This is a genomic window from Gluconobacter sp. OJB, from assembly GCF_039638275.1.
GTDB classification, from domain to species: domain Bacteria; phylum Pseudomonadota; class Alphaproteobacteria; order Acetobacterales; family Acetobacteraceae; genus Gluconobacter; species Gluconobacter cerevisiae.
Window position 1 is genome coordinate 144,009 of sequence record NZ_JBDIWH010000001.1, and the last position, 21,288, is coordinate 165,296.

22 protein-coding genes and 1 tRNA gene are annotated in these 21,288 nt (G+C 58.1%); 18 read left to right on the forward strand and 5 right to left on the reverse strand.

Features of this window, described 5'->3' with window-relative positions; all coding sequences use genetic code 11:
• Positions 1-4: 4 nt before the first annotated feature.
• Genes ABDK74_RS00680 through ABDK74_RS00695 form a run of 4 tightly spaced genes read left to right on the forward strand, consistent with a single transcriptional unit; the run spans position 5 to position 5,469 of the window.
• Entirely contained in the window at positions 5-1,405 is a 1,401-nt protein-coding gene (locus ABDK74_RS00680; protein WP_346002315.1) for a glycosyltransferase family 39 protein, read from the forward strand.
• Positions 1,406-1,455: 50 nt separating this feature from the next.
• Complete coding sequence (locus ABDK74_RS00685; protein WP_346002316.1) at positions 1,456-2,406, forward strand: flagellar motor protein MotB; 951 nt, start codon at positions 1,456-1,458, stop codon at positions 2,404-2,406.
• Positions 2,407-2,432: 26 nt separating this feature from the next.
• Entirely contained in the window at positions 2,433-3,299 is an 867-nt protein-coding gene (gene motA, locus ABDK74_RS00690) for a flagellar motor stator protein MotA (protein ID WP_346002317.1), read from the forward strand.
• Positions 3,300-3,351: 52 nt separating this feature from the next.
• The gene (locus tag ABDK74_RS00695; RefSeq protein WP_346002318.1) at positions 3,352-5,469 is read left to right on the forward strand and encodes a prolyl oligopeptidase family serine peptidase; all 2,118 of its coding nucleotides are present in this window, start codon (positions 3,352-3,354) and stop codon (positions 5,467-5,469) included.
• 116 nt (positions 5,470-5,585) lie between these two features.
• Here the strand turns inward: ABDK74_RS00695 and rpsU are convergent, their stop codons facing one another.
• Positions 5,586-5,789: a 30S ribosomal protein S21 gene (gene rpsU, locus ABDK74_RS00700; RefSeq protein ID WP_011251722.1), complete on the reverse strand. Its 204-nt coding sequence runs from the start codon at positions 5,787-5,789 to the stop codon at positions 5,586-5,588.
• 201 nt (positions 5,790-5,990) lie between these two features.
• On the opposite strand from rpsU, the gene def reads away from it, so the two are divergent.
• The 4 genes from def to ABDK74_RS00720 are packed head-to-tail and all read left to right on the forward strand — an operon-like array spanning position 5,991 to position 9,055.
• On the forward strand, positions 5,991-6,503 hold the full coding sequence (gene def, locus ABDK74_RS00705; RefSeq protein ID WP_346004118.1) for a peptide deformylase: 513 nt from the start codon (positions 5,991-5,993) through the stop codon (positions 6,501-6,503).
• Positions 6,500-6,988 (forward strand): MarR family transcriptional regulator, encoded by a 489-nt coding sequence (locus ABDK74_RS00710; RefSeq protein ID WP_346002319.1) that lies wholly within the window; start codon positions 6,500-6,502, stop codon positions 6,986-6,988. The genes def and ABDK74_RS00710 overlap by 4 nt, the downstream gene beginning before the upstream one ends.
• Positions 6,985-7,683, forward strand: a complete 699-nt coding sequence (locus tag ABDK74_RS00715) for a response regulator (RefSeq protein WP_099286479.1) — start codon at positions 6,985-6,987, stop codon at positions 7,681-7,683. The genes ABDK74_RS00710 and ABDK74_RS00715 overlap by 4 nt, the downstream gene beginning before the upstream one ends.
• On the forward strand, positions 7,661-9,055 hold the full coding sequence (locus ABDK74_RS00720) for an ATP-binding protein (RefSeq protein WP_346002320.1): 1,395 nt from the start codon (positions 7,661-7,663) through the stop codon (positions 9,053-9,055). Before ABDK74_RS00715 ends, ABDK74_RS00720 begins: the two co-directional genes overlap by 23 nt.
• 16 nt (positions 9,056-9,071) lie before the next feature.
• On the opposite strand, the gene ABDK74_RS00725 is transcribed toward ABDK74_RS00720, so the two are convergent.
• Positions 9,072-9,644, reverse strand: a complete 573-nt coding sequence (locus tag ABDK74_RS00725) for an outer membrane protein assembly factor BamE (RefSeq protein ID WP_194254633.1) — start codon at positions 9,642-9,644, stop codon at positions 9,072-9,074.
• 107 nt (positions 9,645-9,751) lie between these two features.
• On the opposite strand from ABDK74_RS00725, the gene ABDK74_RS00730 reads away from it, so the two are divergent.
• From ABDK74_RS00730 to ABDK74_RS00760, 7 genes are all read left to right on the forward strand, one after another.
• A complete protein-coding gene (locus tag ABDK74_RS00730; RefSeq protein ID WP_346002321.1) occupies positions 9,752-10,333 on the forward strand; it encodes a DUF177 domain-containing protein in 582 nt (193 codons plus the stop codon).
• 153 nt (positions 10,334-10,486) lie between these two features.
• Positions 10,487-10,699, forward strand: a complete 213-nt coding sequence (gene rpmF, locus ABDK74_RS00735; RefSeq protein WP_062026921.1) for a 50S ribosomal protein L32 — start codon at positions 10,487-10,489, stop codon at positions 10,697-10,699.
• A 73-nt stretch (positions 10,700-10,772) separates the two neighbouring features.
• Positions 10,773-11,882 (forward strand): phosphate acyltransferase PlsX, encoded by a 1,110-nt coding sequence (plsX, locus tag ABDK74_RS00740; RefSeq protein ID WP_346002322.1) that lies wholly within the window; start codon positions 10,773-10,775, stop codon positions 11,880-11,882.
• A 6-nt stretch (positions 11,883-11,888) separates the two neighbouring features.
• Entirely contained in the window at positions 11,889-12,863 is a 975-nt protein-coding gene (locus ABDK74_RS00745; protein WP_346002323.1) for a beta-ketoacyl-ACP synthase III, read from the forward strand.
• Positions 12,864-12,935: 72 nt separating this feature from the next.
• Positions 12,936-13,259, forward strand: a complete 324-nt coding sequence (locus tag ABDK74_RS00750) for an integration host factor subunit alpha (protein WP_346002324.1) — start codon at positions 12,936-12,938, stop codon at positions 13,257-13,259.
• The gene (locus ABDK74_RS00755; protein ID WP_346002325.1) at positions 13,249-14,025 is read left to right on the forward strand and encodes a MerR family transcriptional regulator; all 777 of its coding nucleotides are present in this window, start codon (positions 13,249-13,251) and stop codon (positions 14,023-14,025) included. Before ABDK74_RS00750 ends, ABDK74_RS00755 begins: the two co-directional genes overlap by 11 nt.
• 60 nt (positions 14,026-14,085) lie before the next feature.
• Positions 14,086-14,162 (forward strand) — tRNA-Pro (locus ABDK74_RS00760).
• Between the two features lie 21 nt (positions 14,163-14,183).
• On the opposite strand, the gene ABDK74_RS00765 is transcribed toward ABDK74_RS00760, so the two are convergent.
• The 3 genes from ABDK74_RS00765 to ABDK74_RS00775 form a co-directional block, all read right to left on the reverse strand.
• Positions 14,184-15,305 carry an AI-2E family transporter gene (locus ABDK74_RS00765; RefSeq protein WP_346002326.1) on the reverse strand — a complete coding sequence of 374 codons (1,122 nt, stop codon included), beginning with the start codon at positions 15,303-15,305 and terminating at the stop codon, positions 14,184-14,186.
• 124 nt (positions 15,306-15,429) lie between these two features.
• A complete protein-coding gene (locus ABDK74_RS00770) occupies positions 15,430-15,876 on the reverse strand; it encodes a DUF3574 domain-containing protein (RefSeq protein WP_346002327.1) in 447 nt (148 codons plus the stop codon).
• Positions 15,873-16,745: an NUDIX hydrolase gene (locus ABDK74_RS00775; RefSeq protein ID WP_408874489.1), complete on the reverse strand. Its 873-nt coding sequence runs from the start codon at positions 16,743-16,745 to the stop codon at positions 15,873-15,875. The genes ABDK74_RS00770 and ABDK74_RS00775 overlap by 4 nt, the downstream gene beginning before the upstream one ends.
• Before the next feature lie 37 nt (positions 16,746-16,782).
• On the opposite strand from ABDK74_RS00775, the gene ABDK74_RS00780 reads away from it, so the two are divergent.
• The 3 genes from ABDK74_RS00780 to fusA all read left to right on the forward strand — a co-directional run bounded on the left by ABDK74_RS00780 (position 16,783) and on the right by fusA (position 21,256).
• The gene (locus tag ABDK74_RS00780; protein WP_346002329.1) at positions 16,783-18,585 is read left to right on the forward strand and encodes an ATP-binding cassette domain-containing protein; all 1,803 of its coding nucleotides are present in this window, start codon (positions 16,783-16,785) and stop codon (positions 18,583-18,585) included.
• A gap of 96 nt (positions 18,586-18,681) precedes the next feature.
• Positions 18,682-18,984, forward strand: a complete 303-nt coding sequence (gene rpmB, locus ABDK74_RS00785; protein ID WP_041110511.1) for a 50S ribosomal protein L28 — start codon at positions 18,682-18,684, stop codon at positions 18,982-18,984.
• Positions 18,985-19,153: 169 nt separating this feature from the next.
• Entirely contained in the window at positions 19,154-21,256 is a 2,103-nt protein-coding gene (gene fusA, locus ABDK74_RS00790) for an elongation factor G (protein WP_346002330.1), read from the forward strand.
• The last annotated feature ends 32 nt before the right edge of the window (positions 21,257-21,288 follow it).

Sequence of the window (21,288 nt, forward strand, 5' to 3'; positions counted from 1 at the left end):
GGCCATGAGTGAAAATGTAAGGAATACCCGGCTGTTTTGGGGGCTTCTGGCAGGGCTGACGATCATTCGTCTGTACCTTGCAGCCAGTGTACCATTGACGCCGGACGAGGCGTATTACTGGGTCTGGTCGCGCAATCTTCAGCCCGGCTATCTGGACCATCCGTTCATGGTGGCTCTGTGGATCCGTATTGGAACGTGGCTCGACGGGGACACGACGCTGGGTGTTCGTTTGCTTGGACCTCTGTCTGTTCTGCCGGGAAGCTGGGCGCTGTATCACGCGGCGCGACGGCTGTTACCCGACTGTTCGTGGCCGCAATCAGGGCTCAATGCTGCGCTTTTGCTGAACGCCACTCTGATGCTCGGTCTGGGTGCTGCGACGATGACGCCCGATACGCCGCTGCTGTTCTTCATCACGCTGTTTCTCTACACACTCAGTCGCGCGATCGACCCGGCACAGACGCCACGCGCAGCTCTTCCGTGGTGGGTCGGATCTGGCCTTTTGCTAGGGCTGGCGTTTGATTCAAAATATACCGCCGTCCTGATCGGTCTTGGGCTGGGAGGGGCGGTTCTTACGACGAAACGTCTGCGCCAGCAGCCCGGTCCCTGGCTGGCTCTTCCGGGGCTGTTTATGGCGATGTCGCCTGTCATTGTTTGGAATGCGGGACATCGCTGGGCCAGCTTTATCAGGCAGGGAGGGCGGACGGGCGACTGGCATCCGGCGCGGGCGCTCCAGTTCATGGGGGAACTGATCGGCGGACAGATCGGACTTGCCACGCCGCTTATTTTTATCCTGTTTGCGGTCGGGCTGTGGGTATGTCTCAAGCGTAACCGGCTTCTGGCGTGTCTGGCTCTGGTGCCGACAGTCGTGTTTGTCACTCATGCTTTCGGAGACCGGGTACAGCCAAACTGGCCTGCCGTCATCTATCCGGTGCTTGCCATCGCCGCCCTTGAAGCCGGATGGCGTATTCGCTGGCCTGTTGTCAGCGGCTTGGTCATCACCATGATCGTTTGCATTCAGGCGATATTTTCGCCGCTCCATCTTGTTCCGCATCGCGATCCGGTATTGCGTCTTACAGGAGGATGGGATGAGTTTTCCCGGAAGGTTGCTTTGCAGGCAAAAGCGCAAGGCGCGACGGTTCTGGCAGCAGGGGATTATGGTCTGGCATCCCGTCTGGCATTCACGCAGAATATTCTGCCTGTTATCGGAACGGATCCGCGTTGGGATCTTTTCCGCCTTCCTGCGACAGCAGCTGCAAAAACGGTCGTGATTGAAGAGCAGAGGCATGGGGGGGAAGGGCAGAAAGCCGCGACAGCCTGCCGCGAAGTTCGGGGGCAGGCTATCCGCTGTTACACCGTGCATGAGCCGGATTTTGTCACAGGCGTGCGGTTGCCGGAGCGTTCTTAAACCTCTCCTTAAGAACTCGCCTGTCATACTGAGACCACTCAGGAGGCGGGATGTCCAACCAGAACGGCAAAGAAGCACGAAAGATCATCATCAAACGTTTTGACGTTGTTGAAGGTGGTCATCACGGCGGGGCATGGAAAATCGCCTACGCCGATTTCGTAACGGCCATGATGGCGTTCTTTCTGGTCATGTGGCTCATCAACGCCACGACGGAAGAGCAGCGAAAGGGTATCGCCAACTTCTTCAATCCGATGGCGGTCTGGAAAGACATGCCACCACCCGTGGATAATGTTCTGCCTGCGGCTCCCGAGCCTGTTTCTCTTGAAACAAAAGCCGTTGCCCTGAAACCGGGTAAGGACCAGTACGGAAAACCGGTGCAGGGAGGGGCTTCGGGCGCACAAACGGCCAGAGATCAGAGCGCGTCCAGCACTCATACGGCTCAGATCGTCGTTCTTCATGACAATCAGATCCAGCCCGGCGAACCGCCTGTCACGTCTTCTCCCCAGAGCGCAGACCAGAAGGCCGAACAGGCTGCCAGAATGGCCGCGGCCCAGAAAATTCAGGCTCTGATCAGCAATGCGCCGGAACTGGCCGATGTCCGCTCGCAGGTCTCGGTTTCGGCGGGCGATGATGGCCTTCATATCCAGATCGCAGATTCCGACCATCAACCGATGTTCGCTTTGGGCAAGTCTACTCCTGATGCCCATGCGGTTCAGTTGATCAAGGCGATCGTGCCTTATCTCGAAAAACTGCACGGTAAGCTGTCCATCGCCGGTTACACGGACGCGACGCCTTACCGTCCCGGACAGATGAGCAACTGGAGCCTGTCGAGTGCAAGGGCAGTCGCTGTGCGGGATCTGGTGGTTCAGAACGGCTTTCCCGATGGGCGCCTGAAATCCGTTAGCGGATATGCGGATCGGAATCTCTTTGATCCCACCCAGCCTCTCAATCCCCGGAACCGTCGCATCGTGCTGGTGCTATCGCCCGATATTTCGCAATAAATTCAGGTCAGTCAGGAAGTTTTCGGATGTTCATCATTATCGGTCTGGTTGTTGTTCTGGGCTGTGTTTTCGGATCGTTCGTAGCATCTGGCGGAGCGATTGGCCCTCTCGTTTCTTCAATGCCTTTCGAGCTTCTGACCATTCTGGGGGCTGCTGTCGGAACCTTCCTGATGGCCAATTCCATCGCCGCCGTGAAGCACCTGCCGGCTGGCTTGAAGAAGGCCATGAAAGGCTCGCAGTATGTTCGCTCAGACTATGTCGACCTTCTGAGTCTGCTGTTCCATATTGCGAAGCTGGCCTCTTCCAAGGGGTTCATGGCACTGGAATCTCATATCGAAGACCCACAGGGCAGTACGGTTTTCGGCGCTTTTCCGAAAATCCGGGACAATTCCCATGTCTGTTTGTTCATCTGCGATTATCTGCGTATGGCGGGTATGAACGCCACCGACCCGTATCAGATGGATGAGGTGATGGGGAATGAGCTCAAGAAAAACATGCGGGAGGAAATGCATCTTTCTCATGCCCTTCAGTCCATTGCCGATGCGCTGCCAGCTCTGGGAATTGTTGCGGCCGTTCTGGGGGTGATCAAGACCATGGCGTCCATCAGCAAGCCTCCCATCATTCTGGGTGAAATGATTGCAGGTGCTCTGGTCGGAACATTCCTTGGTATTCTTCTGGCTTATGGAATTGTCGCGCCAATCGCCAGTCGGCTGGGGGGCGTAGTGGAGGAAGAATCCTCTTATCTCGATCTCGTGCGTTCTGTGATTGTGGCGCATCTTCAGGGCAATGCGCCTCAGGTCAGTGTCGAAATCGGACGTAAAAGCATTCCGTCAGATCTGATGCCGAGCTTTCAGGAAGTGGAGGAAGCGGTCAGCGCAGCAGCTGTGGCCTGATCGAGCGGATGTCTTTACGATGCCGATATTGTCGGTATCGTAAAGGCGTTCCATGTCTCCTGTTCTTGCGAGAGCACTCTGTCTCTCTCTCTCCATCCTGCCTCTGGCAGCCTATGCGGGTCCATCTTCTCTTCCGTCGCCTGCCGAATTAAGTCAGACGGATGGTGTCAGGGCGCTGGAATGGGTGCGGGCACAAAACGCCCACACAGAAGCGACGCTCACTTCTGATCCCCGCTACAAGCCTCTCTATCAGAAAATCCTGACGGCCCAGCAATCTCCGGCACGTCTTGCGCTCCCGACGCAGCAGGGTGGAGAAATCTGGAACTTCTGGCAGGATGATCGTCATACACGCGGGATATGGCGCAGCGCGTCTACCTCCTCCTTCCAGTTCGGCCATCCGCAATGGAAAACGCGTTTCGACCTTGATGCTCTGGCACGGAATGAGCATGCCAACTGGGTCATGGAAGGCCTGTATTGTCTCAGCCCGCAGGAGCGTTTCTGTCTCATGTCGCTCTCACAGGCGGGGGAAGATGCTCATGTGGTCCGGGAATACGACACGCAGACAGATACTTTTGTAAAAGACGGCTTTGATCTTCCGTCCGGAAAGCAGACGGCCATCTGGGTTGATGCCAATACACTTCTGGTTTCGCGGGACTGGGGGCCGGGAAATGCCGGGCTGACGCATTCGGGCTACCCCTATTCGGTTCGGCTTTTGCATCGTGGGCAGAAGCTGGATCAGGCCGTCGAAGTCTATCGCGGTCAGATCACGGATATGGATGTGGCGCCGGAGCGCCTGCGTGATGAAAAAGGCCACAAACTCTTTCTGATCGGCCGTCATCGGGATTTCTTCCACACGGAAGTCAGTCTGTTCAATCCTGCGACACAGACGCTGACCCGGCTGCCTCTGCCAGGAAAATATGACAGCCTGTCCTATCTGGATGGCCAACTGGTTCTGCATCTCTTGCAGGACTGGACGATGTCCGGTCAGACATTTCACGCCGATAGCATTGTCGCGCTGGACCTGAAAAATCTTGCCGTGCCTCAGCTCATCCTGTCGCCGACATCCCGTCAGACGATCGGGGATGGTATGGGTGATGCTCTGGCGGTGACAAAAGATGGCCTGGTGGTTGTTCTATATGACAACGTTCAACCTGTCCTGAAGCTCTTTCGCCGGGCCGCGACTGGAGCATGGACGTCGCGGTCTATTGATCTTCCCAAGAACATGGCCGCAGAAATCGTTTCGTCAGATCCTGGTCTGTCACAGGCCTATCTTCAGCTTGAAGGCTTCATTCAGGCGCCACAGATCTGGAGCCTGAATACGACAGCTCAGACCGCTCAGCCTCTGTATCGCCAGCCCGATCTGTTCGATGCATCCAATCTGGCTGTCGAGCAGATGTCGGCGACCAGCACGGATGGGACGGCCATTCCCTATTTCATTGTGCATGCCAAAGACTGGCAGAAAGACGGTGCCCGTCCGACGCTGATGACGGCCTATGGTGGTTTCGGATTGTCCTACCTGCCGGTCTATCATCCCGATCTCGGGATTACATGGTTTGACCGGGGCGGCGTTTACGTCATGGCCAATATCCGTGGTGGCGGAGAATTCGGGCCCGCATGGCACGATGTCGCGCGTCGAGAAGGAAGGCAGAAGGCTTATGACGACTTTGCAGCCGTTGCCCGGGATCTGACGGCGCGCCACATCACATCACCACGGCATCTGGGGCTGCGGGGCCGGTCTAATGGCGGTCTGCTGGCGGGAGTGGAGTTCACCCAGCATCCTGAGCTGTGGAATGCTGCGATCATCGGTGTACCGCTTCTGGACATGATGAATTATGAGCAGATGGCCGCGGGAGCGTCCTGGGCTGCCGAGTATGGTAGCGTTTCGGAGCCGGGGCCGCGTGCGTTCTGGGAGAAAATGTCGCCTTTGCAGAACCTGAAGGCGGGCGTGTCCTATCCGGAGCCGTTTATTTTCACCTCAACGCGTGATGACCGGGTCGGTCCGATCCATGCGCGTCGCTTCGCGGCCCGGCTGGAAAGCCTGAAACAGCCCTTCCTGTATTATGAGGATGTGGAAGGCGGCCATGCCGGTACGGTCAATGCGGCGGAGGTCGCGCATGAACGGGCTCTGGAAGCCATCTATCTCAGCCATCGCCTGATGGACGCGCAATAAGCTATGAGTCTCCTCTGTCCGCTTATGGCCGGCAGAGGGAGGTCCAGGGCTTCAAGCATTAAAAAAGCCGCGCTCCCGAAGGAGGCGGCTTTTTTCCGTTCGGAAAACGGGAAGACTTAGAAGCCTTCACGCTCCAGACGCTTACGCTCCATCTTGCGGGCGCGACGAACAGCTTCAGCTGCTTCGCGGGCGCGCTTCTCGGAGGGCTTTTCGAAGTGGCGACGCAGCTTCATTTCACGAAACACGCCTTCGCGCTGCATCTTCTTCTTGAGCGCCTTAAGCGCCTGGTCAACATTGTTGTCACGAACGAGAACCTGCACGGTGCCGTCAACTCCTTATGGGCCCGCTCTTCAGCGCCACCCGTGATATGGCAATCCAACTAAGGATGCTGCCCTTAACACATCTTTTGCGGGGAACGCAATTCATTCGGCCATGCTTGAATGGATTCTTCGCAAAGCGCACTCTGCGACGTGCATTTGCGTTCTACCGGATGCAATGCCCGTCTGAAGGAAGAAGATTTCATGGCCCTGCTCAAGATTGCCCGGATGGGCAACCCCGTCCTGCATCAGGTGGCACGGGCCGTTTCCAACCCGAAAGCCCCGGAAATCCAGTCTCTCATCGTAGACATGATGGAAACGATGGCCGATGCGCGCGGGGCTGGGCTGGCTGCACCTCAGGTCCATCAGCCGCTACGGATGTTCGTTTATCACGTTCCTGCAAACCGCGTGACGACTCCCGAAGAGGCATTGCTGCCCCGCGTTCTCATCAATCCCGAAATAACCCCTCTGGGTGAAGAAATGATGACCTGCACCGAAGGATGCCTGTCGATTCCGGGATTGCGGGCTGACGTGCCGCGTTATGCCGCAGTACGGTATTCCGGGCTGGATCAGGATGGTGTTCCGGTCGAAGGCGAGGCGAGAGGATTTCATGCCAATGTCCTGCAACATGAAAACGATCATCTGAATGGCATTCTCTATCCGCAGCGTATCATTGATTTCGATCGCTTCGGATACGTGGAGGAAGCTGTCCGGTGACGGCCCGATCCATGGACATCCCGTCATCCGCGACGGCGCATCTCTATCTGCGGGAAGACCGTATCCGCCAGTCTTATGAGGCCATGATGCTGGCCTGGCGGACCCTGAATGCCGACTGCGAAAGTCTTCTGCGCGAGAAAGGGCTGGGGCCGGCGCATCACCGCATTCTTTTCCTGACGGCTGCACACCCGGGGATTACCCCTGGTGCGCTTCTGAGCAGTCTCGGCATTACCAAACAGTCTCTTGGCCGCGCTCTGGGCGATCTTCGGGATCGCAGGCTGCTCGTGCAGGAAGAAGACCGCCATGACCGCCGCAGGCGTCCTCTGCGTTTGACGGAAGCAGGGGAAGCCCTTGAACGTGAACTGTTCCTCATGATCCGCGAAGTAATGACCCGGGCCTATCGTGAAGCCGGCATGACGGCTGTGGAAGGGTTTCGCCGCGTCCTCACCCCACTTCAGATGCCAGTCGGGAGTTCCGTCCCATGAGTGACGAACATATTCTGGTCGTTGACGACGATCCGCGCCTTTTGCGGCTGCTTCAGCGTTACCTGTCCGAAAACGGTTATCGGGTGAGCACCGCCCTTGATGCCCTGGCGGCCCGCGACGTCCTGCAACGGATCCAGCCCGATGCGCTTGTCCTTGATGTTACCATGCCGGGCGAGGATGGTCTGTCTCTGACTAACAGCCTGCGCAAAGATGGTCTGTCACTTCCCATTCTGCTCCTGACGGCGCGGGGGGAGCCTGCGGATCGGATCGGGGGGCTTGAAGCCGGTGCGGACGACTATCTGGGCAAACCTTTCGAACCGCGTGAGCTTCTGCTTCGCCTGCGGGCCCATCTTCGACGTGTGGTGCCTGCCTTGCCGGTAGTGGACGAAGTTCCCGACATCCTGCGGCTGGGAGAGCTGGAATTCGACGTCAAACGTGGCCTGCTTAGCGGTCCTCAGGGGGCGGTGCATCTGACGGGAGGAGAATCCGCGCTTCTGGGTGTTCTCACCAGCCAGCCGGGAACGGTTCTATCGCGTGAAGCCATCGCCAAGGCATTGGAAATGGACGAGATTGGCGAACGTGCCGTCGATGTTCAGGTCACGCGTCTGCGTCGCCGGATCGAGGTGGATCCCAAAGAGCCCCGTTTTCTTCATACCGTGCGGGGCAAGGGTTATGTTCTCAAACCGGGACGCTGATCCGACGGTTGAGCGGGACGAATCCTGGCAGAAGCTGGATCGACCGCTGAGGCGTATCCTGCCCCGCTCCCTCATGGGGCGGTCAATGCTGATCGTACTCATTCCGCTGCTGGTGACGCAGGCGATCGCGCTCGGCCTGTTTTACGGAACCTATCTGAACGTCGTCTCCCGCCGCCTCTCAGATGGTGTAACAGGGGAGATCTCGCTCGTCATCGCCATGACCGAGCACGCATCATCCGCAACGGAACGGGCGCTCATCCTTCAGGATGCCTCTTCGCGGACCCAGTTGGGCTTTTCATTCCATCCTACCGAAAAACTCTCCCGGTACGGCACCAATCATGTACTGGGACCAATGGATGACGATTTTGCCCGCTCGATCCGGCAGAATCTTGGCCCTTCCTATGATGTGGACTGGTCTGAAGCCCCTCAGACGGTGCGGGCTTCGATCCAGTTGCCGCAGGGTGTGATGGTGGTCATGGTACCGGTCAAGCGCCTGAATATCGGGCCGATCTGGCTTTTCGTGGTTTGGGCTGTCAGCAGTTCCATTCTGTTGTTCCTGATCGCCGGGCTGTTCATGCGCAATCAGGTGCGCGCTATCCGTCGTCTGGGCCGTGCTGCCGAACTGTTCGGGATGGGAAGGGATGCAGGACCGATCCGCCCTCAGGGCGCGCGGGAGGTGCGACAGGCCGCTGTTGCGTTCAATCGCATGCAGGCGCGGGTGAACCGCTTCGTGGCGCAGCGTACGGCTGTTCTGGCGGGTGTCTCGCATGATTTGCGAACACCCCTGACGCGACTGCGCCTGACGGTTGCTATGATCCCCACCTTCGGTCAGATCCGCGCCGAGAGTCTCAAGCCGGATCTGGCGGATATGGTCACGGATATCGAGGACATGGAACGCCTGATCGGCAGTTATCTGTCATTTGCTCGGGGAGAAGGGGCTGAAGATCCTGTCCTGACCGACCTGAGAGGCATGCTGGATGATGTTGCAGCTGCCACTTTGCGTGCGGGCGGAGAGGTGCTGGGAGTCGAAGGCCGGGAAGGCGTGGAAGCTGTGGTCCGACCTGACGCCCTGCGTCGTGTTCTGACGAATCTGGCAGAAAACGCTCGCCGTCATGGGGGTGCGATGCGTTTTTCCCTGCGTGAAGGAGAGCGGAATATCGAAATCACTGTGGAGGACAACGGACCGGGCCTGTCCGCCAGCCGTCGGGCTGCCATTTCGGAGCTCAACGGTACGAGCAGCAGTCATGATGGACAAAGTGGGGGTCTGGGACTGACAATTGTGCGGGACATCATCCACGCTCATGGCGGCTCCATCCGCCTGATGGACAGTCCGCTGGGAGGTCTGGGCGTTCTGCTCAGCCTTCCCAAATAATCAGGCTTTCAAAATCTTAGGGCAGCGAATTACCTGAGCCACCATTACCGGTGCCCTGACCGCCCATCGGCCCGGAGCTGCCGCCGAACTGGCTGCTCATGCCGCTCATCGGGTTGTAGCGGCCGACATTGCCCAGCAGTTCCTGAAGGATGGACGAACTGGTGCCTGGTGTCGGCGTTTTTGCGCCCACCATACCGACATACATCGCGTTCTTCTTGTTGAGCGTGTCCACCTTGCGCAGTACGCCGCCATTATCGAAGTTCAGGACAACAACTTCCTGTTTTTTCACACTCGGGAAGGTCAGCGGTGTGGGCGACGTGATCATGGAAACATAGATCCATGTGTTGTCGTCGAAGGTCGCATGCGCTGTCGGTGATCCCAGCAGATCGAGCACGTCCGTACGGGTGCTCGTGCCGGGAACAAGCTGTGCGTAGTCGGTCTTTTCGATCAGGGAGCCACGAGGCTCGGGAATCGGAGAAAAGAACGAGCATCCGCCGAGCAGCAGCGGAACACATGCCACTCCCGCCTGTGCGAAACGGCGAAGGATGTGTGTTCTGCTTTGGGGCGTCAGGGAAGATGCGTTATTCATGGATCCGGAAACTATCCTGTGCAAGAGAACCGCTCTACTGAGCGCGTGCCCGAATGGCGCCTGCATGTCAACGATTTCCCCCATATTCCGGGGGCTGGAGTGCCTGAATGTCCCATTCTCCTGAATTTTCCCGACGTATTCTCTTCAACCGGCTGGGATCGGGACTGGACGAGACGATCGAGGCGACGCCCGCCGAGCGGGCAGCCCTTGCGGCTCGTCTGGGAATCCCCGAGATCGAAACACTGACCTGCCGTTTCCGTCTGACACCATCAACCAATCGAAGTGTTCTGGCGGAAGGGCATCTTGCCGCAAAGCTTACGCAGGTCTGTGTCATTACGTCAGAGCCCTTCAAGGATGTTCTGGCCGAAACCTTCTTTCTGAAGTTCATCCCCGCAGAGGAAATGCCGGAAGACGAGTTCGATATCGATTCCATCGATCTGGATGGTCCGGACGAAGTTCCGCATGACGGCAAGGCCCTTGATATTGGTGAAGCTGCAGCTGAACAGCTCGCTCTGATGCTCGACCCATATCCGCGCAAACCCGGCGTCGGTCTGGAAAATGCAGTTGACGTAGCGCCTGTAGAAGGGGAAGAAGGGGCTGAGTTGTCTGGCGAAGGGCCGGACGGTCCACGCCGTCCCAATCCGTTTTCGGCGCTTTCCGCACTGAAAAACGGGGACAGGAAAGAATAAAATCCTACGTCTGACTTGCGGGTTTCCTCAGGCTCTGCTAGAGCCGCCCGCCTGAACTCGACGTAAATACGAGACGACGAACAACAGGGCACCGGATGCCGCGGGGAGCGGAGCAGGGGTGCCGACACAGAAGCAGAAAGAGGCATAAAAGCCATGGCCGTCCCTAAAAGAAAGACTACGCCGTCCCGTCGTGGCATGCGTCGCAGCCACGATGCCCTGACCGTCGAGGCGCACGCAGAGTGCTCGAACTGTGGCGAACTGAAGCGTCCGCATCACGTTTGCAGCCATTGCGGTCACTATGACGGCCGTGAAGTGGTCGCCGCTGGCAACAGCGGCAAGGGCCTGAAGACCGCCGTCCGCGCCTGATCCTTACCTGCGGGTCCGTCGCCTCCCAGGAGCGCGGCCCCGCATCTGTGATGCTGTCCGGGAAACTGTCTCAATGACCAATGCGCCTGTCACGCCCGAACGTGACGTCGCGGCCTCCGGGCCTTATGCCCTCGCCGTTGATGCAATGGGTGGTGACAGGGCCCCGGATATCGTCCTTGCCGGACTTGATCTGGCTGCCGACCGGCACCCGAAGGCCCGCATTCTTCTGATCGGAGATGAATCCGTCCTCCGGGCCGCTCTGGCCAAACACCCCAAAGCCGCGCGCCTGTGTGACATCCGTCACTCAGAAGCCAGTATTCCCATGGACATGAAGCCAACGTCCGCCTTGCGCGTTCGGGGATCGTCCATGCGCATGGCCATGGAAGCTGTCGCGGCGGGCGAAGCGCGTGGCGTTGTCTCTGCAGGCAATAGCGGTGCCATGCTGGCGCTTGCGAAAATTATCGTCAAAGCACTCCCGGGAATTTCCCGACCTGCCATGGCAGCGGTTCAGCCGTCTGCACGTGGAGATGTCGTGATGCTCGACCTCGGTGCGAATATCGCCTGCGACGCGCGCAATCTGGTCGAATTTGCGATTATGGGTGAGGCCTTCGCTCAGGCCGCTCTCGGACTTCCTTCTCCGACAATCGGTCTCCTGAATGTCGGCTCGGAGGAGCTGAAGGGGGACGACCGTCTCCGGCAGGCTTCCGAGCGCCTGAGAGCCAGCACTCTGGCGCCTCAGTTCCATGGCTTTGTTGAAGGACACGACATCACCGCCGGGACGACCGACGTGATCGTGACGGACGGCTTTACAGGGAATATCGCGCTGAAAACCGGCGAAGGAGCGCTGAAGCTTGCCTTTGGCCTCCTGCGGCGCGTTTTCGAAACCAATCTGCTGACCCGCCTTGGATATCTGCTGGTCAAACCCGGACTGGAGCGAATGCGGGAGTGGATTGATCCGCGTCGCTACAACGGAGCCCTGTTCGTCGGTTTGAACGGCATTGTCGTGAAATCGCATGGTGGCGCGGACGGCGAGAGCTTTGCCGCCGCCGTCGATGTTGCCATGGATGCCGTCACGCACCATCTTAACGACAAGATCCGTGATCGTCTGGAGCAGTTGGGTATGGGGGCTTCCGAACCGACTGAGACCGTCTCCATCAAGGCTGTTCCTGAACCTGTGAGCTGAAAAAATATGTCCGATCCCATTCGTGTCCGTCTGACGGGTGTCGGGGGCTATCTGCCGCGCGACGTCGTAACCAATGATGATCTTGCCCTGAAATACGGTATCGAGACTTCGGACGAATGGATCAGGACCCGAACCGGCATTGCCCAGCGGCATATTGCCTCGGGTGACGAAACCACAGCCAGCATGGCGGCTGAAGCAGCCCGACAGGCGCTGGAATATGCCGGTGTTGAGGCATCTGAAGTCGATGCGGTTCTGGTCGCTACAGCCACACCAGATCAGGTTTTCCCAGCTGTGGCTGTGCAGGTTCAGGCCCGGCTCGGTATGACGACAGGTTTCGGTTTTGACCTCAGCGCTGCCTGCTCGGGCTTTGTCTATGCGCTGGCGACGGCCCGCGCGTTGATGCAGGCAGGTCAGGCGAAAAAGATCCTTGTTATCGGAAGCGAGGTTTTCTCGCGTCTTCTGGACTGGACTGACCGTTCCACCTGCGTTCTTTTCGGAGATGGCGCGGGGGCAGTATTGCTGGAAGCCAGCAGTGACGGGAAGGAGGGCATTCTCTCCACCCACCTGCATTCCGATGGTCGGACTGGCGATATTCTTTATGTGGATGGTGCTGCGGGATGTGCATCCACAACGCAGCAGCTCAGGATGCAGGGACGCGAGGTGTTCCGTCATGCCGTGGTCAAGTTGTCGCAGGCCGTGGATGAAGCGCTGGAGGCCAATGCGCTGACAGGACAGGATATCCAATGGATGGTTCCGCATCAGGCCAACCTGCGGATTATCGAAGGTATGGCGAAGAAGCTGGCATTGCCGTCGGAACGGGTCGTCGTGACCGTGGATCGTCATGCCAACACGTCTGCGGCCTCCATTCCGCTGGCCCTGAACGAGGCTGTGCGGGACGGACGGATCCGAAAAGGCGATCTGGTGCTCATGGAGGCACTGGGTGGTGGTCTGACATGGGGATCCGCTCTCGTCCGGATGTAACCTGCTCCTCGTTTAGGGTAGGTTAATGATTGATTCCTTTGACTGTTCTGAGTGGCATGATACGCAAGTGACATGAGCACAGTCACGCGCGCGAATCTTGTTGAGCACCTCTATAGTCGTGTCGGCCTTTCCCGACACGATTCCTCCATGATTCTCGAAAGTCTTCTGGGTGCGATTTCCAACCGGCTCGAGGCGGGAGAATCCGTGAAGCTGAGCGGGTTTGGAACCTTTTCTGTTCGCCAAAAGGGGGAGCGCATTGGGCGTAATCCCAAAACGGGCGTGGAAGTTCCCATCCTCCCTAGAGCTGTATTGGTGTTCAGGCCTTCCCAATTGTTGAGGGATCGTATGAACGGCTCCGAGACGGTCGCTACCGAGGCATCGTCCCATGACAGATAAGTCTATGCCCGAAGCCTTCGCGCTGCTGCCGAATGACGATATTTCGCCAGGCGTTGAAAAGGTCAGGAAGGCTCCGGATGCTTATCGGACCATCAGCGAAGTTGCCGAAGAACTGCATATTCCCCAGCATCGCCTGCGATCATGGGAAACAATTTATCCGGGTGTAAAGCCGTTTCGTGGCGAAAGCGGTCGGCGTTATTACAGCCCCGAGCATATCGAGACACTTCGGCTGATTTCGGACCTGCTTTATGTGCAGGGTTACAAGGGGCAGGGGGTTCTGCGTGTGCTGCGGGAACGCCGTGCGCAGAAAGCACGGGCCGGTCAGAAAGCTGTAGAAGAGGTTGCTCTGGAAGCAGTCCCTGAAATTTCAGCAGAAACCGCGGAACTGGTTTCTGCGCCAGTCGTCACCGCCGCGCTGGTTGAGGAAGAGCAGTCACTTACGGAAGAAGCGCCGGTCGTGGAAACTATCTGTGATGAAGATATTGATGCCCCTTCGACGACTCAGCCTGACGATGGAATCATTTTCCCGGAACTTCCAGCTGAAGCTCATCATGTCATCGTGACTGAGGTGGTTGACATTCCGGAAGAAGAGAAGACACCCGAAGCCGAAGCCCATGACTCTGATCTTCTCGTGACCCTGCGCGACGAAAACGAACTTCTGTTCAGCGCACTCGAAAAGACCGAGGCCGAGAACGGTCTGCTGCGGGCAGAACTGCGCGAAATTTTTGAAGAGCTTCAGAATTTGCGAAATCTTCTGCCAGTTTAGTCACAATCCCCCATTGCGGTGAGGGTGGGACACTGCTAAACCACCGCCACCGCAGGACGACGGGCAGTAGCGCAGCCTGGTAGCGCACCAGTCTGGGGGACTGGGGGTCGTGGGTTCGAATCCCGCCTGCCCGACCAGTCCTGCGGTAATAACTCTTCCTAAAATTCAGTGTCTTTTGCATAGATCCCTTTGCGGGGATTTGTCTCTGTCCAGAGCGTCCACAGTAGATGTAGGGCGGACATGATGGCCGGACCGAGGAAGAGTCCCAGCAGACCCCAGGTCTCTGCACCCCCAAGAATTCCCAGAAGAACCCACAGGAACGGCATTTTCGTGCTGCCACCAATCAGGGCGGGGCGGATAAAATGGTCTGCGATGAAGATCACGACGGAGCCGATGGCGGCTACGACGATCGCTCCGATCATGCTGCTTTTTGCCAGCAGCAGCAGCGCCACCAGCCCGACCGTCGGCCATGCCAGAAATGGGATCATGGCAGCCACAGCCGTGACCATCGCAAACAGCAGGGGCTGTGGTGCCCCCGTCGACATATAGACGATGCCCATGATCGCGCCTTCACCCAGACCGACCAGAACCAGTCCGGCCAGTGTTCCGTGAACAGACGAAATCATTTGCTTGGCGAGGCTTTCTCCCTGCTCACCGAACAGACGCTGTGATCCCAGAAGGCATTTGCGAATGACGCTGTCGCCATCTTTCAGCAGGAAAAATAATGTCAGGAGCGAGAAGGCGAACAATGTACCCCGGCGGGCGAGCTGGGTGCCCACCTGTCTGGTCATCTGCATTCCGTGCCCGACATCGACGGAATGAAGCAGATGGGAGAGGCGTTGCGGGCTGGTCATGTGGTTCTGCCACCAGTTGGTGGCCTGAGTGGCCATAAATGGCAGACGAGGCACCCATTCCGGCATCGGAATGCCGTTGTTGCGGACGTCATCAATCCATTCCAGCGCGCTTCGTGCTTCATCTGCGACTTTCACCCCAACCAGCGAGACAGGCATCAGAAAGATCAGCGCCACTGCCAGAGTGAAGACCATTGGTAGCCAGTCGCTGCGGCCAAAGCGCAGTTCAGCCCGGCGATAGAGCGGCCAGATCGAAATTGTGAACACACAGCCCCACAGGAGCGCCGGCAGGAAGCCCTTGAGGGTGTAAAGCCCTATCGCTACGAAGAAGAGTGCCAGAAAGCCTCGTGCGCGCCGCTGGATCGTTCCTGTGGAGGCTGAAGCCTCTATCGTGATGGTGTCGGGTGAGGAAGAAGAAAGATCGGTCATGGGACTTCCGGGAGAAAAACATGCCTGAACTGTCGTCCCGTACAGAGAGATCTGCCTTGACGAGAAAAGTCCGGATGAAGAAGACATCAAAAAAAACCGGGAAACGCGGTTCCGTAGTGTGGAACTATTCCACGGGAAGGCTTTCGAATGAAGAGCAGCCAGACTGGATGGTCAGTCCAACGGCCTGCTGATTGAAATGTTTCTGATAGATCTGACGAATGGCTCTCAGATGAGCCTGAAGACTGCGGTCCGAGGACGGAGCAACGATCCAGACGATTCGTGACCCTTCCTGAATGATTTTGTGACCAGCGGCATCATACCACTGTCCCTGAGCGTCGATCACGGTAAAACCCGCAGGGAAACGCGGTGTGATTTCGCTGTCCACAAATTGCTGCCAGTCCTGCCTCTCGATCACACTGCCATCCGGGCGGGTCAGGCCGAATGCCAGACGGATCTGCAATCCGTCATGTGCGCCGATTTCTCGGCACAGATTGGGTGTGACACTGACGGGAACAATGCATCCGCCCAGCAAAGGTGTCATCAGGATCAGGGAAACGAATGCCTTTCTCACGCGACCTGCCCGGAGAGGGCACGGCGTAAAATGGCGTCGTCGATGGGATCAAAAAGACTACGGCGGAGGAAAAGGTCGATCAGGACGAGATTGACGTTGAACTTGAAGTCGTCAGTGTCCCGGACCAGTGCCATAACCTCTTGAATGGGCAGAAGGTGGAAGCTTTCCACTTCTCCATCCTCCGCGATGGGTACGAAGTCTTCGGGAAGCAGAAGATCATAGCAGTGCAGGACATCGCGCCGCAGCCCTTCAGGCCGTTCAAGAGCATAGTGGATCCGACCAACCGCCTGCGCTGTTGCGGCCATTTCGGCTGGGATCCCGGCTTCTTCCTGCGCTTCCTTGATCACGGTCGTCTGCGGGGCGAGGCCGGCGCTCATGCCCCCCGCAACCAGATGGTCCAGCTTGCCCGGATCGAGGCGCTTGCTCATGCTGCGCCGTGCAACCCAGAGGAAAAGCCCGTCCGCACGCTCGACCAGTCCGTTCAGATGCACACCCTCGGCCGCAAGCCCCAGAACCGGAATGGCACCTCGGTCCACCTGTCCGAGAACGGCGCCCCTGTCGTCGCGCACGTCGAATGCTTCGTTGTGGGAGGCGTAGAGGCCCATCTCGCAGAGCGTTTGGGAGAGGGGAAAGAGGTCTGTTCCGGCACTGACGCCGAATTGCCCCGCTTCGCGAACATCAAGGGTTTCAAGAGCCTGCACCGTGGACGGACTGACCCAACCGATCTGTGAACCTGCACAGAAGAACGGAGTACGACCGCCCGGCAGGACGGCGCTGTTGCAGGCTGCGATATGTCGCAGAAACGGCTCAAGGGTGCGGGAGAAAGATTTATTCGACACAGCTCGATATGTCGCATGCAGGACGGCCATTTGCAAAGCGCCGTCAGCACTTCCACATAGTCGATCCATGCTCAAAAAAACCGATTCGACGTCTGAAGCGCTTTCCCTTCGTGTTTTATGGCCCCTGATCCGACCGGAGAAACTCTGGCCGGATGCCACGCGTATCGGATTTGCGCTGGTCATTCTTCTGGTGGAGAGCGCGACTGCGGTTGCAACGCCCTGGCTCTTCAGCCGCATGGTCAGCAGTCTTTCGCGTCCCGAAACCCTTCTGGCCGTCCCGGTCTGGCTGATCGCCCAGTATGCGGTCATCCGCATTATTTCCGGACTGGCCAGCCCATTACGGGAATTTCTGGTCAAGCCGGTTGAAACGGATCTCGAACGTCGTGTCGCGGTTCTCGGCTTACGACATCTGCATGATCTGAGCGTCCGGTTCCATCTGGACCGGCAGACAGGTTCCCTGACCCGGACGCTTGATCGTGGAGCCGATGCCGTTGGAACACTGCTCTCACTGGCGCTGTTCAACGTTCTGCCCAACGTCATCGAACTCATTATGACGCTGACCGTCATCCTGAAAATCTTCGACTGGCGGTACGTGGCGCTGCTTCTGGTAGCGCTTGGGCTGTATTCCGCCGTTTCGTATGTATTCACCCGTCTGAGGATGACGGCCCGACGGGCGCGGAACCGTGCCAGCAACCAGGCACAGCATCAGCTTGTGGACAGTATTCTCAACTTCGAGACGGTGCGCAGCTTTGCCAATGAAGGCCATGAGATCGAGCGTTACGACGCAGCCCGCAGGGATCTTCGGAAGGCGGAAATCAGCCTTCAGCGTTATGTCAGCCTGTCCCAGATCAGTCGGGGTTTTCTGATTGCCGCGACGACTACAACGCTTCTGGCCATGGCGGCGCATGACATCGTGCTCCATCGTCTCGCGGTGGCGCAGTTTGTCCTGATCGGCAGTTATCTGAGCGGTCTTTATTCGTCCGTCGGCGCCCTGAACTACGTCAGTGCAGGCTGGCGCAATGCCCGCGTCGATCTGGAGAACTATCTCGAATTGCTGGCCGTCCGTTCCGAAGTTATTCAGGCCCCGCACCCTGTGCATCTTGCTGGAAAACTGTCGGAGGCCGGAGCGGCGGCGGTTGCGTTCCGCCATGTTTCTTTCGGCTACAGTCCCGCACGGCAGATCCTGCATGATGTCTCCATCACCGTGCCCGCAGGCACGTCTCTGGCCATTGTCGGCCATACAGGCTCCGGGAAATCCACTCTGGGGCGTCTGCTGACACGCGCCTATGATCCCACGGAAGGCTCGGTCTGCATTGATGGGCATGATCTGCGTGAAATCGCACCGACTGACATTCAGAACATCATTGGGACAGTCCCGCAGGATACGGTGCTCTTCAATTCCAGCATTGGCGACAATATTGCTTATGGCGATCTGTCCGCCTCCCGTGAAGATATTGAGAACGCGGCCCGAAGCGCGCAGATCGATACCTTCATCAGGGAACTGCCCGAGGGATACGACACCGTAGTTGGAGAGCGGGGCCTGAAGCTCTCGGGGGGCGAGAAGCAGCGTGTGGCTATTGCCCGTGTCATCCTCAAAGACCCGCGTATCCTGCTGCTGGATGAGGCGACGAGTGCGCTTGATACCCGCACGGAGGTGGCCATCCAGAAGGAACTGGCGATCCTCTCTCAGGCCCGCACAACGATCATTGTCGCGCATCGCCTGTCCACCGTGCAGGATGCCGATCGCATCGTGGTCCTTGACGCGGGACGCGTGGTGGAGCAGGGAAGCCACATGGAATTGCTGTCCGCAGGTGGTCATTATGCCGCAATGTGGGCCGCACAGGCCGGGGAAAACGTCTCTGGGGGTTGACGAAGCCCCCAAGCATACGTCATAAGCCGCGCCTGATTTACGGAACACGCCGGGCCTCGCTGTCCTGCGTCATCCAGCATCGAGGAAAGTATCACCATGTCTCGCCGTTGCCAGATCACGGGCAAGGGCGTGCTGACGGGCAACAACGTCAGCCACGCCAATAACAAGTCCCGCCGTCGTTTTCTCCCGAACCTGCAGGAGACCACGCTGATCTCCGATATTCTTGGTGCTTCGGTGCGTATGCGCCTATCCACCAACGGTATCCGCACGGTTGAGCACAACGGTGGACTTGATTCGTTCCTGCTGGGTACGCCGAACCGCAAGCTTCCGACGGAAGCCCAGGTCATCAAGCGCCGTATCCTGCGCGTTCAGGAACGCAAGGCTGCCCAGACCGCCTGAGGAATCTTTGCCGAACTTTGTTTGGTAACAAGATTGCTCTTGAAAACCATGGCGGTCTGGGTCATTCAGCCGCCACTGGGATAAATCAGGTTCGGTCCTTTCACAGGGCCGCAGCGGAGGTGTTTCGGTTCAGGCTGAAACACCTTTCATTGTATTTTGGAGGTTCTCCGTGTCCGAAAGCGTTCAGGAAGCCAAGTCGGCTCTCTCGAAGATTCGCAATATCGGTATTACCGCGCACATCGATGCCGGTAAGACCACGACGACCGAGCGTATCCTGTATTACACGGGTGTCTCTCACAAGATCGGTGAGGTCCACGAAGGCAACACCACCACCGACTACATGGCGCAGGAACGTGAGCGTGGCATCACGATCACCTCGGCTGCCGTGACGTGTGAGTGGAACGACCACCGCATCAACATCATCGACACCCCGGGCCACATTGACTTCAACATCGAAGTCAACCGTTCGCTCCGCGTGCTCGATGGCGCGATCTTCGTGATCGAAGGCGTGGCGGGCGTGCAGCCGCAGTCTGAAACGAACTGGCGCCTTGCTGACCGTTACAACGTTCCGCGCGTCATCTTCATCAACAAGCTCGACCGTACCGGCGCCGACTTCTACTACGCTTTCAGCACGCTGAAAGAGAAGCTGGACATCGTGGCCGTGCCGCTGCAGCTCCCGATCGGCGCCGAAGAAAACTTCGTTGGCGTTGTCGATCTGGTCGAGATGCGCGCCATCGTGTGGGAAGGCGGCGAACTCGGCGCCAAGTTCCACTACGAAGAAATTCCGGCTGACCTGAAGGAAAAGGCTGACGAAGCCCGCCAGGTCCTGCTCGACACGGCTCTCGCCGTCGACGACGCTGCCATGGAAGAGTACTTCGAGAAGGGCGACGTGGACGTTGCAACCCTGAAGAAGTGCATCAAGAAGGGTGCGATTTCCGGTGAATTCCGTCCCGTCATGTGCGGTACGGCGTTCAAGAACAAGGGCGTGCAGCCCCTGCTCGACGCCGTCATCGACTACCTGCCGGCTCCTGACGAAGTCGAGGGCATCCGTATTGCTCCGCCGGAAGGTGAAGAAGTCGACGAAAACTTCCTGCCGATCGTTCCGGTCGATCCGGATGGCAAGTTTGCCGGTCTTGCGTTCAAGATCATCTCCGACAAGTACGGCACGCTGACCTTCGTTCGCGTCTATCGTGGCGTCCTGAACTCCGGTGACACCATCCTGAACACGACGAAGGGTCACAAGGAACGCGTCGGCCGCATGTTCCAGATGCACGCCGACAAGCGTCAGGAAGTGAAGTCCGTCGGTGCCGGTGACATTGCCGCGTTCGTGGGCCTCAAAGACACCGTCACGGGTGACACGCTGGCAGACGGCGCTGATCCGGTGGTTCTGGAGCGGATGCAGTTCCCGGTTCCGGTTATCGATATCTCCGTCGAGCCGAAGACCAAGGACGGCGTTGAAAAGATGACGCTGGCGCTGCAGAAGCTGACGGCTGAAGATCCGTCCCTGCACCTCAAGACCGATCAGGAAACGGGTCAGACCATCCTGTCCGGCATGGGCGAGCTTCACCTGGATATCATCGTGGACCGTCTGCGTCGTGAATACGGCGTTGATGCCAACATCGGTGCACCTCAGGTGGCTTATCGTGAGACGATCACGAAGTCCCATATCGAGACCTACACCCACAAGAAGCAGTCTGGCGGTTCGGGTCAGTACGCTGAAGTCAAGATTGAATTCGCTCCGTCTGACAAGCCGGATGAGATCATCTTCACGAACAAGGTTGTCGGCGGTACGGTTCCGAAGGAATACATTCCGGCTGTCGAAAAGGGTATCCGCATGCAGAGCACTACGGGTGTTCTCGCCGGCTTCCCGACGGTGGACTTCCAGTTCACGCTGCTCGACGGTAAGTACCATGACGTTGACTCGTCGGCTCTGGCCTTCGAAATCGCTGCCAAGGCTGCTTTCCGTGAAGGTATGAAGCAGGCTGGCCCGGTCATTCTCGAGCCGATCATGGACGTCGAAGTCACGACCCCGAACGACCATGTCGGTGACGTTGTCGGCGATCTTAACCGTCGTCGCGGCATCATTCAGAGCCAGGAAACGTCTGGTTCGACCGTCATGATCCGGGCACAGGTGCCGCTGAAGGAAATGTTCGGCTACATCTCGCATCTGCGCTCTGCCACGAAGGGCCGTGCGTCCTTCACCATGCAGTTCCATCACTACGAGGCCGTTCCTCGGAACGTGGCCGACGAAATTATCGCGAAGTCCGCCTGATTTCTTCAGCCTCGCTGAAACATCAAGCCCCG

What these genes read in the sequence shown, in the direction of transcription:
- ABDK74_RS00680 (WP_346002315.1), top strand. Translation starts at nt 5, where the DNA reads ATGAGTGAAAATGTAAGGAATACCCGGCTGTTTTGGGGGCTTCTGGCA.
- ABDK74_RS00685 (WP_346002316.1), top strand. Translation starts at nt 1,456, where the DNA reads ATGTCCAACCAGAACGGCAAAGAAGCACGAAAGATCATCATCAAACGT.
- motA (WP_346002317.1), top strand. Translation starts at nt 2,433, where the DNA reads ATGTTCATCATTATCGGTCTGGTTGTTGTTCTGGGCTGTGTTTTCGGA.
- ABDK74_RS00695 (WP_346002318.1), top strand. Translation starts at nt 3,352, where the DNA reads ATGTCTCCTGTTCTTGCGAGAGCACTCTGTCTCTCTCTCTCCATCCTG.
- def (WP_346004118.1), top strand. Translation starts at nt 5,991, where the DNA reads ATGGCCCTGCTCAAGATTGCCCGGATGGGCAACCCCGTCCTGCATCAG.
- ABDK74_RS00715 (WP_099286479.1), top strand. Translation starts at nt 6,985, where the DNA reads ATGAGTGACGAACATATTCTGGTCGTTGACGACGATCCGCGCCTTTTG.
- ABDK74_RS00720 (WP_346002320.1), top strand. Translation starts at nt 7,661, where the DNA reads ATGTTCTCAAACCGGGACGCTGATCCGACGGTTGAGCGGGACGAATCC.
- ABDK74_RS00725 (WP_194254633.1), bottom strand. Translation starts at nt 9,644, where the DNA reads ATGAATAACGCATCTTCCCTGACGCCCCAAAGCAGAACACACATCCTT.
- ABDK74_RS00730 (WP_346002321.1), top strand. Translation starts at nt 9,752, where the DNA reads ATGTCCCATTCTCCTGAATTTTCCCGACGTATTCTCTTCAACCGGCTG.
- rpmF (WP_062026921.1), top strand. Translation starts at nt 10,487, where the DNA reads ATGGCCGTCCCTAAAAGAAAGACTACGCCGTCCCGTCGTGGCATGCGT.
- plsX (WP_346002322.1), top strand. Translation starts at nt 10,773, where the DNA reads ATGACCAATGCGCCTGTCACGCCCGAACGTGACGTCGCGGCCTCCGGG.
- ABDK74_RS00745 (WP_346002323.1), top strand. Translation starts at nt 11,889, where the DNA reads ATGTCCGATCCCATTCGTGTCCGTCTGACGGGTGTCGGGGGCTATCTG.
- ABDK74_RS00750 (WP_346002324.1), top strand. Translation starts at nt 12,936, where the DNA reads ATGAGCACAGTCACGCGCGCGAATCTTGTTGAGCACCTCTATAGTCGT.
- ABDK74_RS00755 (WP_346002325.1), top strand. Translation starts at nt 13,249, where the DNA reads ATGACAGATAAGTCTATGCCCGAAGCCTTCGCGCTGCTGCCGAATGAC.
- ABDK74_RS00765 (WP_346002326.1), bottom strand. Translation starts at nt 15,305, where the DNA reads ATGACCGATCTTTCTTCTTCCTCACCCGACACCATCACGATAGAGGCT.
- ABDK74_RS00775 (WP_408874489.1), bottom strand. Translation starts at nt 16,745, where the DNA reads ATGGCCGTCCTGCATGCGACATATCGAGCTGTGTCGAATAAATCTTTC.
- ABDK74_RS00780 (WP_346002329.1), top strand. Translation starts at nt 16,783, where the DNA reads ATGCTCAAAAAAACCGATTCGACGTCTGAAGCGCTTTCCCTTCGTGTT.
- rpmB (WP_041110511.1), top strand. Translation starts at nt 18,682, where the DNA reads ATGTCTCGCCGTTGCCAGATCACGGGCAAGGGCGTGCTGACGGGCAAC.